Annotated in this window: 11 protein-coding genes; 9 read left to right on the top strand and 2 right to left on the bottom strand. The window is 38.5% G+C overall.

What is annotated here, in order from left to right; translation table 11 throughout:
* Window positions 1-38: 38 nt before the first annotated feature.
* Window positions 39-2,663, bottom strand: a complete 2,625-nt coding sequence (locus CRO15_RS18630; RefSeq protein WP_097047373.1) for a valine--tRNA ligase — start codon at window positions 2,661-2,663, stop codon at window positions 39-41.
* A 196-nt stretch (window positions 2,664-2,859) separates the two neighbouring features.
* On the opposite strand from CRO15_RS18630, the gene CRO15_RS18625 reads away from it, so the two are divergent.
* Window positions 2,860-3,249 carry a DUF1573 domain-containing protein gene (locus CRO15_RS18625; protein ID WP_097047372.1) on the top strand — a complete coding sequence of 130 codons (390 nt, stop codon included), beginning with the start codon at window positions 2,860-2,862 and terminating at the stop codon, window positions 3,247-3,249.
* Between the two features lie 54 nt (window positions 3,250-3,303).
* On the opposite strand, the gene CRO15_RS18620 is transcribed toward CRO15_RS18625, so the two are convergent.
* Window positions 3,304-4,638: an aspartyl protease family protein gene (locus tag CRO15_RS18620; RefSeq protein WP_243397024.1), complete on the bottom strand. Its 1,335-nt coding sequence runs from the start codon at window positions 4,636-4,638 to the stop codon at window positions 3,304-3,306.
* Window positions 4,639-4,788: 150 nt separating this feature from the next.
* On the opposite strand from CRO15_RS18620, the gene CRO15_RS18615 reads away from it, so the two are divergent.
* The 8 genes from CRO15_RS18615 to gap all read left to right on the top strand — a co-directional run bounded on the left by CRO15_RS18615 (window position 4,789) and on the right by gap (window position 11,363).
* Window positions 4,789-5,979: a pyridoxal phosphate-dependent aminotransferase gene (locus tag CRO15_RS18615; protein ID WP_097047371.1), complete on the top strand. Its 1,191-nt coding sequence runs from the start codon at window positions 4,789-4,791 to the stop codon at window positions 5,977-5,979.
* On the top strand, window positions 5,979-6,995 hold the full coding sequence (gene murB, locus CRO15_RS18610) for a UDP-N-acetylmuramate dehydrogenase (protein ID WP_097047370.1): 1,017 nt from the start codon (window positions 5,979-5,981) through the stop codon (window positions 6,993-6,995). Before CRO15_RS18615 ends, murB begins: the two co-directional genes overlap by 1 nt.
* Window positions 6,996-7,186: 191 nt before the next feature.
* Window positions 7,187-7,753 (top strand): RNA polymerase sigma factor, encoded by a 567-nt coding sequence (locus tag CRO15_RS18605; protein ID WP_097047369.1) that lies wholly within the window; start codon window positions 7,187-7,189, stop codon window positions 7,751-7,753.
* Window positions 7,750-8,508, top strand: coding sequence for an anti-sigma factor (locus tag CRO15_RS18600; protein ID WP_097047368.1), 759 nt, complete (start codon window positions 7,750-7,752; stop codon window positions 8,506-8,508). The genes CRO15_RS18605 and CRO15_RS18600 overlap by 4 nt, the downstream gene beginning before the upstream one ends.
* A gap of 71 nt (window positions 8,509-8,579) precedes the next feature.
* On the top strand, window positions 8,580-8,789 hold the full coding sequence (locus CRO15_RS18595; RefSeq protein WP_097047367.1) for a membrane or secreted protein: 210 nt from the start codon (window positions 8,580-8,582) through the stop codon (window positions 8,787-8,789).
* A 34-nt stretch (window positions 8,790-8,823) separates the two neighbouring features.
* Complete coding sequence (locus CRO15_RS18590; RefSeq protein WP_097047366.1) at window positions 8,824-9,384, top strand: RNA polymerase sigma factor; 561 nt, start codon at window positions 8,824-8,826, stop codon at window positions 9,382-9,384.
* Window positions 9,385-9,446: 62 nt separating this feature from the next.
* Window positions 9,447-10,322, top strand: coding sequence for a lipoyl synthase (lipA, locus tag CRO15_RS18585; protein ID WP_097047365.1), 876 nt, complete (start codon window positions 9,447-9,449; stop codon window positions 10,320-10,322).
* 30 nt (window positions 10,323-10,352) lie between these two features.
* Window positions 10,353-11,363, top strand: a complete 1,011-nt coding sequence (gene gap, locus CRO15_RS18580; RefSeq protein WP_097047364.1) for a type I glyceraldehyde-3-phosphate dehydrogenase — start codon at window positions 10,353-10,355, stop codon at window positions 11,361-11,363.
* Window positions 11,364-11,397 lie beyond the last annotated feature (34 nt).

Here is an 11,397-nt window from a genome sequence, read left to right as displayed (position 1 = left end):
AGGTCTCGACTGCGCTCGAACTGACACCCAAATGAAAATCAACCTAAACTCGCCAAACTTTTCTCCAAGGTCTCTATTTTAGCCTCTGCGTCCTCAGCTTTCTTTTTTTCTATAGCCACCACCTTTTCAGGTGCGTTGTTCACAAAGCGTTCATTACTTAATTTCTTTTGCACGGATTGTAAAAACCCTCTTGTGTAGTTTAATTCTTCGGTAATTTTTTTGATCTCCGCCTCAATATCAATTGCTCCACCTATTGGGATAAAGTATTCGTTGCTCTTTACCCTAAAGCTCAAAGCACCATCTATACCGGAATCAACCAATGCAATTTCTGAGATATTTCCCAACTTGGTAATAATGGCATCCATTTTATCGCTAGTCTTTTCACTATTTAAGATAGAAAGTTCCAAAGCCTCCCTTTGTGGAATGTTCTTTTCTTTTCTGATAGTTCGAATTCCAGAAATTACTTCGGCAGTAAAATCAAAATCTGCTATGATAGTAGCGTTCACCTCTTCTTGTTCAGGCCATTTTGATACAATCAATGCCTGGTTTGGAGTTCGCTCGGCAATATGCTGCCAAACTTCTTCGGATAAAAATGGCATAAACGGATGCAAAATCTTTAGATTTTGTTCAAACAAATGAATAACAGCATCCAAAGTGGTCCTGTCTATTGGTTGTTGATAGGCCGGTTTAACAATTTCCAATAACCAAGAGCAGAAATCGTCCCAAACGAGTTTATAGATGGCCATTAATGCATCTGAAATGCGATATTTGGAGAAATGATCCTCAATTTCAACCAGTGTCTGGTTAAACTTGGCGGTATACCACTCAATGCCAATTTTAGCAGCTTCGGGTTGTGGTAGGTCAGCCACTTCCCAACCTTTCACCAAACGGAAGGCGTTCCAAATTTTGTTGGCAAAGTTTTTCCCCTGTTGGCAAAGGGTTTCATCAAACATCAGGTCATTACCTGCGGCAGAACTCAATAATAGTCCCACGCGAACCCCATCGGCACCAAAATCCTCAATCAATTTGAGTGCATCTGGAGAATTCCCCAATTGCTTGGACATCTTTCTGCGCTGCTTATCGCGAACCAATCCTGTCAAATACACATTTTCAAAAGGTCGTTGTCCACGGTACTCATATCCAGAAATGATCATCCGTGCCACCCAGAAAAACAAAATATCAGGTCCTGTGACCAAATCACTGGTGGGATAATAATAGTTTACCTCATCATTTTCAGGCTCTAAAATGCCCCCAAAAACACTAATGGGCCACAACCAAGAGGAAAACCAGGTATCCAAAACATCAGCATCTTGACGTAAATCCGATGCTTGGATTTCCGGATTTTTGGATTTGGCCTTTTCCAGAGCTTCTTCCCTGGTCTCTGCAACCACAAAGTCATCTTTTCCATCCCCAAAGTAATAGGCCGGTATCTGTTGTCCCCACCACAATTGTCGTGAAATATTCCAATCACGAATGTTCTCCATCCAATGACGATAGGTGTTTTCAAACTTTTTAGGGTATAATTTGACATCATTTGTCTTTAAAACCCCTTCAATGGCTGGTTTCGCCAAATTTTCCATCTTCAAGAACCATTGGTCAGACAAACGGGGTTCTATCACTGCTTTAGTTCGTTCCGATGTACCTACTTTGTTAGTATGCTGCTCGGTTTTCACCAAAAACCCTTTTTCTTCCAGCTCTTTGGAGATTTCTTTCCGAACTACAAAGCGGTCTTTTCCCTGATAATGTAATCCGTAAGAGTTTAATGTAGCATCTTCATTAAAGATGTCGATGACCTCCAAGTTGTGTTTTTCCCCAAGGTTTTTATCGTTTTCATCATGAGCTGGGGTTACTTTTAGGCAACCTGTACCAAATTCAATGTCCACATATTCGTCTTCAATAATTGGGATAACCCGATTGCAAATAGGCACAATGACATTTTTTCCTCTTAAATGGTGATATCTTTCATCATTTGGGTTGATGCAGACGGCGGTATCGCCTAAAATGGTCTCCGGACGGGTTGTGGCAATGGTCACTTTTTCATCTGAACCTTCAATTTGATAGGCCAGATAGTACAAAGTGCCTTGTTTTTCCTCATAAATCACTTCCTCATCGGAAAGGGTGGTTTTGGCCTCTGGATCCCAATTTACCATTCTAAACCCACGATAAATGAGGCCTTTTTCATACAAATCAACAAAAACCTTGATCACAGAAGCTGACATATCGTCATCCATGGTAAACTTGGTGCGGTCCCAGTCGCAAGAACAGCCCAGTTTTTTAAGCTGTTGAAGGATAACGCCACCATATTCGTTGGTCCAGTCCCAGGCGTGCTTTAGGAACTCTTCTCGAGATAAATCTGCTTTTGCAACGCCTTCATCCTTTAATTTGGCCACTACTTTAGCTTCTGTGGCTATTGATGCGTGATCCATACCTGGTACCCAACAGGCATTTTTCCCCAAAAGCCTTGCCCTTCTAATCAATACATCTTGCAAGGTATTGTTGAGCATATGGCCCATATGTAGCACTCCAGTAACGTTTGGAGGTGGAATTACAATGGTATAGGGCTCCCTTTCATCTGGTTTTGAACTAAAAAAATCATGCTCTGTCCAATATTGGTACCAGCGCTCTTCTACCCTATTGGGCTCATATTTTGATGGAATCTCCATTTTTCGGTATAGTTTTTGTCTTTTTTGACCCGGATTGGTGTTTGGAAGGAAAATCGCAATGTTAAATTAACGCTATTCTTCGGCCGAGAGCCAATCTCGAAATACGAAACAAAAATAAGTAACGTTATTACATAACAAAAGAATTTTGGATGCAGGTGTGAAAACATTTACATTTGGAGTTCACCCAAAACTAGAAATGATGAAAAAAATTGTACTCATGTTATTTGTTGGGCTTCTTTCTTTAGGTACCTACGCCCAAGAAGCAACAGCAAAAATTGAATTTAAGAGCGAGACCATTGATTATGGTGAAATTGCTAAAGGCAGCGATGGTGTTCGAATATTCGAATTCACCAATACAGGTAGTGTCCCTTTGGTAATCAGCAATGTAAAGTCTAGCTGTGGATGTACCATCCCAAAGAAACCTGAAGATCCTATTTTACCAGGAAAGACGGGTTCTATCCAAGTAAAGTATGATACCAAAAGAGTTGGTCCAATTAGAAAAGCCATTACGGTAACTTCTAATGCAGATACTCCTACCAAGGTCCTTAAAATTAAAGGGACCGTTAAAGCTGAAGGAGCTAAATAGGTAAGAAAAAATATAATTTATGGAAAGCCTTTCTGTTTATTCAGGAGGGCTTTTTTAGTCAAACACATTTTTTAGAACGAAAGAGAACAGCAAGTCTCTGTTATAGCGCTCAATAAGTACACGAACGCGTTTTCCTTCTTTATCGTTCAACATTTTTAAGACTTCCTGCAACTTGTATTTATGGATTCTCTTTCCATTGACCGCAAGTATTACATCTCCCTCTTGTAATCCTGCTTCCGCAGCAGGGCTTCCGGCACGGATACCAGAAACAATAATTTCGGGAACCAAGCTCAACCTGGTCTTGTTCTCCAATAGAATTTGAACATTCCCAAAAGAATCATCATCTTTTTTGACAACCCCGTTAAAACCAGCTATGCTCTCGGCAATATATCTAAGTCCATTGTGCTGCAATGCAATTCCCGCTAAATTATATTGGAACGGAGCTCTAAAATTCCCATTCTTTTTAAAGGTTACTCGATTATTACCGTAGTCAAAAATAATATTGAAACGTTTTAAAATTTCACCTCCAACGCTACCGTTACGGTCTCCTAATTTTTTGATAAACCCAAAAGATTCCTTATAAGGGAAGGCTGCTTTTGCATCTTTAAGCTCAAAATCGCCTATTTTAATCCCCCTCACTTTTGTGCGCTTTCCAAATATATCACCACTCAACCCTCTGCCCAGATAATCTTCATAATTCTTATTTGGTATTTCCAATCCTTTTTCTGGAGCATGAAAAAGCCAAAGAGCATCACTGCTTCCCGTATCTACAAGTAATTTAACCGGAACATCATCCTTATCCTTCATTAAGACTGTTCCTTTAACATAGGCTTTCCTATTTTCAATGGAAATTGGTAAGGTTTGTGATCGTTTATGCGATTTTTTGTTGAACAAGCTAGGGTTATAGAGCTTAATATGGCGTGCCTGATAATTTACCTCAACAATAAAATCCCTGAATAGATCATAACCCAATATTCCATGAACTGGTATACCCAAAGATGTGGAAAAATTGATTTCCTTGTCCAGAACAACATAAAGATCTTGATTATAATTCCTAGCTTTCCCTAGCTTAAATACATTTGTCATGGAACTCAATGCTTTCATAGGCTCACCATCTCCAAGCCCCCTAATAGTCACTTCCGAAACATTGTTGATTTGTAGCGAATCAGTATCTGAAAGATTAAAAAGAATGGGTTTGCTCACCCCAGAATCCAACACAAACTTTAAATCGGCACCATTGACCTCTATAGGTATGATCATAAGGTTATTGATCAACTCAAAATTGATCTTTTGAAATTTTTGATTGCTTGGCAACCTAAAATTCTGTGCCAAAATCAAAAAAGGAAGTAACACAAAAAGAAACGAAAGAAGATGTAGGTTTTTTTTCAATTTGCTTGCTCCTAAAGGGTTATACCTCTTAAATATACAAAATTATCCTTGACATTATCTTTTATTTAACATTCCCCTAACCCTTCAAATAATACCCAAATGTGTTGTTTGCAAGTCTTGGTTTTACCATTTTTGCCTAAAATTTAATGTATGCCGTCAATATCTGAAAAGGGGCTTCGGATGCCCGCATCACCTATTCGCAAATTGGTTCCTTATGCTGAGGCAGCAAAAAAAAGGGGTGCCCACGTAATTCACCTTAATATTGGACAACCTGATATTAAAACCCCAAAGGTGGCTTTGGATGCTGTAAAGAATCACACTATTGAGGTTCTTGCCTATAGTATGACTGAGGGTTCTGAGGTATATCGACAAAAAATAGCAGCATATTACGCAAAAAACGACATTAATGTTTCTTCCGATGATATTATTGTGACCACAGGAGGGTCGGAGGCACTTTCTTTTGCTATGGGCACCATTATGGATGCTGATGATGAGATTATTATTCCAGAGCCTTTTTATGCAAACTATAATGGCTTCGCTACAGCATCTGGAGTAAAGGTTGTTCCCATTGTATCAACTATTGAGAATAATTTTTCTTTGCCTCCTATTGCGGATTTTGAAAAATTGATATCTCCCAAGACAAAGGCAATACTTATTTGTAACCCTGGAAATCCTACGGGTTATCTTTATAGCAAATCGGAAATACAGCAATTGACGGATTTGGTCAAAAAACATAATCTTTTTCTTGTTGCTGATGAGGTATACCGGGAGTTTACGTATGAGGGGCGGGAACATTATTCCATTTTACAGGAAATCGGATTGGAAGAGCATGCCATTGTGGTGGACTCTGTTTCCAAAAGATATAGTATGTGTGGAGCACGTATTGGTTGTTTGGTATCTAAAAACAAAGAAGTTGTACAAACTGCATTAAAATTTGCACAAGCCCGTTTGTCCCCTCCCACATTTGCCCAAATTGCAAGTGAAGCTGCTTTGGAAACTCCACAAGAGTATTTTGATGATGTCATTAAAGAATATGCAGATCGGAGAAACACCTTAATTTCAGAGCTACAAAAACTGGATGGTGTGAAAGTAGGGATTCCACAAGGAGCTTTTTACTGTGTTGTGGAGCTGCCTGTTTCAAATTCTGATGATTTTGCGCAATGGCTCTTGGAAAAATTTGAAATGGATGGAAATACGGTCATGGTTGCACCAGCTGCCGGATTCTACGCCTCTAAAGGGTTAGGAGGAAATCAAATTAGAATAGCTTATGTGCTAGAGAAAGAACAGCTGGTAAAAGCGGTCCAAATACTTGGTGAGGCTTTAAAAGTGTACAATAGTTAATGAACATTCAAGAAAACATATCTCTTAAATCACACAATACTTTTGGTATTGACGTTAAAGCCAAATTTTTTATTGAAATCAATGGTTTGGCACAACTCCAGAAGGTATTGAAACTTAAGGCTTATCCCCAAAAGCTTATTGTCAGTGGCGGTAGCAATATGTTGCTCACCAAAGATATTGAAGCTTTGGTGATGCACATAAACCTTAAAGGGATTGATGTTTCGGATGAAAATGAAGATGAGGTCGTGATTAAAGTCATGGCTGGGGAAAATTGGCACGAGCTGGTACTTTGGTCTCTGGACCAAGGATATGGAGGTTTAGAAAATCTTTCTTTGATTCCTGGAAACACTGGTACAGCACCAATTCAAAACATTGGGGCGTATGGAGTTGAACTAAAAGATACTTTTGTAAACTGTACGGCTATGGAAATAGCTACAGGAGAGCTTGTTGAGTTTGATAAAAAGTCCTGTGAATTTGGCTATAGGGATTCTATTTTCAAAAATGAGGCAAAAGGCAAATACATTATTACCTCTGTAAACTTAAAGTTGACCAAAAGTAATCATCAAATAAGCACTGGTTACGGAGCCATAGAAGATGAGCTCAAAAGGAATGGAATAGTGTACCCTACCGTAAAAGATGTGTCCAATGCTGTGATTGCCATAAGACAAAGTAAATTGCCAGATCCCAAGGAACTGGGAAATAGCGGAAGTTTCTTTAAAAATCCGGTTGTTTCCAAAAAGACCTTTGAAAAGCTTAAAAAAGCGCATCCGGAAGCTCCTTCATATGAAGTTGACAAAAATCAATTCAAGATTCCAGCGGGCTGGTTGATCGAGCAATGTGGATTTAAAGGAAAACGATTTGGTGATGCCGGGGTTCATGAAAAACAGGCCTTGGTCCTTGTGAACTATGGTAATGCAACTGGTTCAGAAATACTTGAACTTGCACAACTCATCCATCAAGAAGTGGACCGTAAGTTTAAAATTCGTATTCATCCAGAGGTCAATATCATAAAATAACCCCTGCATTGAAACAATAACAGGGGTTATACCAAACCAAACTAACCAAAATTATATATACTTATATCAGTATTTTGTCTTTATTCTATATTTAAACGCCAACAAATAATCCTTTTCCTAACTTAGCGTTGTATTATATACGATATAAACCCTATTTTAGATTTTAGCCCCCAAAATTTTGCCATAGTTTCATGAGTACACTTATAGAAAAACATATTGTTTCGTTACTTGCCGAAAAAGATGACAAAGCAATCTCATTGTTGTATGACAACTACGGGGACACATTATATGGTGTGGCACTAAAGGTTGTAAGAGATGAAGATTTGGCCCAAGATGTTCTTCAAGAAAGCTTTATCAAAATCTGGAAAAAGGCCGATTCATATGACTCGTCAAAGGCCAAACTTTTTACATGGCTTTTTCGCATTACCAGAAATACGGCCATAGATAAGTTAAGAAGTGTTAACAATAAATCCGACAAAGAAGTCCAAATAGACGTTTCAGACGTATATAATCTAGGAGTAAACGGCATTAGGCCAGAATTTATGGACATCCAGGAAAATCTGGAAAAGATAGAGCCTAAGTATCAAATTGTTTTGGAAGCCCTGTTTTTTCAGGGGATGACACAACAAGAAGCCAGTGATGAACTGGATATTCCGCTAGGTACCATCAAATCAAGATTAAAAATTGGTTTAAGGGAACTCGGAAAAATTTACGGTGCCACAATGACAATATTCCTATTATTAATACTACTGCCATGAAAGAAAAAGTACAATTATTCTTGGATTCAGATATACTGGAAAAATACCTTTTGGGTGATTCTACCAAAGAAGAATCCCTTAAAGCAGAAAGATACATTACCATGTATCCAGAGGTAAGGGAAACCTACAATGAGCTCCAAGATAATTTGGAAACGTACGCAAGGCTATATGCAAGAAAAACTCCAGAAGGGCTCAAAGAAATCATTCTGCATAGTGCAAGAAAAGAAAGAGTTGCCAGCAGAAAAATATATAGATATGCCGTAGCCGCAAGTGTGGCCATAATGATTTTTGCCGGGTCTTCCTATTTCTTTTGGAACCAAAACAAAAGCCTTCAACAGGAAAATACATTGGTTACCAACAAAATCAAGTATTTGGAAGAAAACATGAAGAACCAGTTGGAAGATGTAAGAAACCAATTTATCGTTCTTAATAATCCTGATACTAGAAAATATACCCTTAAAGGCAAAAAAGAAGCTAAAGAACTTAAGGCAATAGCTTATATCAATCCTGTTAAAAAACTTTCCTATATCAATGTCAGTAATGTACCCAACCTTCCAGAAAACAAGTGTTTTCAGATGTGGGCAGAAGTAAACGGGGAATTGGTCAACTTGGGTGTGATCAAACAATTGGATGATAAGGACAAGCTTTTGGCACTCCCATACGCTGAAAAAGCTATTGGCTATATCACTATTGAGCCAGAAGGAGGCAATACCTCACCAACCGTTCAAAATATAGTTGCAAACATCAATTATTAAATACCTCGATTAAAATATCCTCAAACTTCACTTCCTGTCTGGTATTTTGTACCTTTGCGCAAAATTGAAGTATGAAGTTAGTTCTGTTGACCATAGGCCTTTTAGGGCTTGCATTTGCAGGAATCGCAATTAAAATATGGTCTAAAAAGGATGGTAAGTTTGCAGGTACATGCGCAAGTCAAAATCCCTATTTAAACAAAGAAGGTGAAGCATGTGGGTTTTGCGGAAAACTTCCCAGTGAACAAGACTGCAAAAAAGATACAGTTCCTGAATTACAGTAATCTATTTTAAAAATCATTCTACAAAATCAGGTTTTTGAACAAAACTGAGCTATCCATTAAAGAAAATATAATCAAGGCAAAAGATGGAAATCAAATTGCTTTTAGTTTTCTTTTGGATACTTTTTGGAATGAAGTCTATGCTTTTCAACTTGCCCGTACTAAAAACGAAAACGATGCGGAAGACATTACTATCAGAACATTTTCAAAAGCCTTCGACAAAATTAACTCCTATGACGATGCCTACGAATTCAAGACCTGGCTCATCACTATCTCCAAAAATCTTCATGTAGACCTCATCAGAAAAAGAAAGAGAAGCCTTTTGGACGAAATGGATACCCATGGCGATGCGGTGAAAAAAGTTTTGGATGAATCACCCTCCGTGGAAGATAGATTGATCATAGAACAAAACCTCGCCAATCTCTTACAGGATATTAAAAAACTAAAACCCCATTATCAAAAGGTCATCAACCTACGGTATTTCAATGAATTGAGTTATGCCGAAATTGCCAAAGAACTCAATGAACCCGTTAATAATATTAAAGTAAAACTTTTACGGGCAAAAAAACTTTTAGCGGAGATCATCAAAAAAAAGTAACCCCTCCTCCCTACTCTTTCCTTACTTCCCAGTTTCGTATCTTTGCACATCAAATTTTTGATATGAGCACAACCGTTGTTGACAATGTTCTACCACCAAAAGGAAAACCCAAATGGCTTAGGGTAAAACTTCCAACAGGAAAGAAATATACCCAGTTAAGGGGACTTGTGGACAAGTATGACCTTCATACCATTTGCACATCTGGCAGTTGTCCTAATATGGGCGAATGTTGGGGGGAAGGAACAGCAACTTTTATGATTCTCGGAAACGTTTGTACCCGTTCTTGCGGATTTTGTGGTGTTAAAACAGGAAGGCCCGAAAGTGTGGATTGGGCAGAGCCCGAAAAAGTAGCTCGCTCCATTAAAATTATGGCCATTAAACATGCTGTAGTTACCTCAGTAGATAGAGATGACCTTAAAGATATGGGATCCATAATATGGGCAGAAACCGTAACTGCCATCAGAAGAATGAACCCTGAAACAACTCTTGAAACCCTGATTCCCGATTTTCAAGGCATTGAAACCCATTTGGACCGAATTCTAAAAGTAGCCCCAGAAGTTATTTCCCATAATATGGAAACCGTAAAACGACTTACCCGGGAAGTGCGTATTCAAGCCAAGTACGAAAGAAGTTTAGGTGTTTTGGACTACTTGAAAAAGAATGGTGCCAATCGTACCAAGTCAGGTATTATGTTAGGGCTGGGCGAATTGGAAGAAGAAGTAATCAGCACCATGGAAGATTTAAGAGAGGTAAATGTAGATGTGGTAACCATAGGTCAATATTTACAGCCTAGCAAAAAACATCTACCCGTAAAAGAGTTCATACTTCCGGAGCAATTCAAAAAATATGAAGAAATAGGGTTAAAACTGGGCTTTCGACATGTAGAAAGCGGCGCACTGGTAAGATCCTCATACAAAGCGCATAAGCACATACAATAGCTAACATCACCCCATACTCATTCATCTCCCATGAAGCATGTTACAATTGGCATAAATGGTTTTGGTCGCATTGGAAGAACATTGTTCAGACTCCTTCATGGTCACGCCAACATTTCTGTAGTAGCCATCAATGATTTGGCCAATGCCAAAACCCTGGCCCATTTGCTAAAATATGATAGCATTCACGGAACCTTTAACGCCGATATCACATCAACAGAAAATGAAATTATTGTTGATGGAAAAAAAATAAGGGTATTGAACCATGAAAGACCCGAGCAAATTGATTGGAATTCAATTAATGTTGACATTGTTGTAGAAGCATCAGGGAAATTTAAAAACAAGGAAGATTTAAGCCATCACCTAACAAATGGGGCAAAAAAAGTCATTTTATCCGTTCCCCCTATAGAAGAAGACATTAAAATGGTGGTCATTGGGGTAAACGAAGCACAGATCGGCCCTGATGACCATATTGTTTCAAATGCTTCTTGCACCACCAATAATGCAGCTCCAATGATCAAGGTAATTAACGAGCTTTGCGGAATTGAACAGGCCTATATTACCACAGTGCATTCATATACCTCTGATCAGAGCTTGCATGACCGACCACACCGTGATTTAAGAAGGTCAAGAGCGGCCGGGCAGTCTATTATCCCTACAACAACTGGGGCAGCAAAAGCCTTGACCAAAATCTTTCCAGAATTATCCAATGTTATAGGAGGATGTGGCATACGTGTTCCCGTTCCAAATGGCTCGTTGACGGACATTACCTTCAATGTTAAAAAAGAGACTTCTATTGAAGAAATAAACCATACTTTTGAGTATTACGCGAATAATCAGTTAAAAAACGTACTTCAATACACCGAAGACCCTATTGTTTCTATCGATATAAACAATAGTTACTATTCTTGTACGTTTGATTCTTTAATGACCTCCGTTATTGGAAAAATGGTCAAAATTATTGGATGGTACGATAACGAAACTGGTTATTGTTCCAGAATAATAGATTTAATAGCATTGTTTATAAAGAAAAACTACGTTTGACCTCTAGCAAAATATATAAGCTTATTTGCAGTAC

The organism is Flagellimonas pacifica, assembly GCF_900215465.1.
Classification (GTDB): Bacteria; Bacteroidota; Bacteroidia; order Flavobacteriales; family Flavobacteriaceae; genus Flagellimonas; species Flagellimonas pacifica.
The sequence above is the reverse complement of the archived record's forward strand: the minus strand, read 5'-3'. Positions and strand labels throughout refer to the sequence as shown.

Coding starts and splice junctions, on each gene's coding strand:
- CRO15_RS18600 (WP_097047368.1), top strand. CDS start 7,750: ATGAAAGAAAAAGTACAATTATTCTTGGATTCAGATATACTGGAAAAA.
- gap (WP_097047364.1), top strand. CDS start 10,353: ATGAAGCATGTTACAATTGGCATAAATGGTTTTGGTCGCATTGGAAGA.
- CRO15_RS18615 (WP_097047371.1), top strand. CDS start 4,789: ATGCCGTCAATATCTGAAAAGGGGCTTCGGATGCCCGCATCACCTATT.
- CRO15_RS18630 (WP_097047373.1), bottom strand. CDS start 2,663: ATGGAGATTCCATCAAAATATGAGCCCAATAGGGTAGAAGAGCGCTGG.
- murB (WP_097047370.1), top strand. CDS start 5,979: ATGAACATTCAAGAAAACATATCTCTTAAATCACACAATACTTTTGGT.
- lipA (WP_097047365.1), top strand. CDS start 9,447: ATGAGCACAACCGTTGTTGACAATGTTCTACCACCAAAAGGAAAACCC.
- CRO15_RS18595 (WP_097047367.1), top strand. CDS start 8,580: ATGAAGTTAGTTCTGTTGACCATAGGCCTTTTAGGGCTTGCATTTGCA.
- CRO15_RS18625 (WP_097047372.1), top strand. CDS start 2,860: ATGATGAAAAAAATTGTACTCATGTTATTTGTTGGGCTTCTTTCTTTA.
- CRO15_RS18605 (WP_097047369.1), top strand. CDS start 7,187: ATGAGTACACTTATAGAAAAACATATTGTTTCGTTACTTGCCGAAAAA.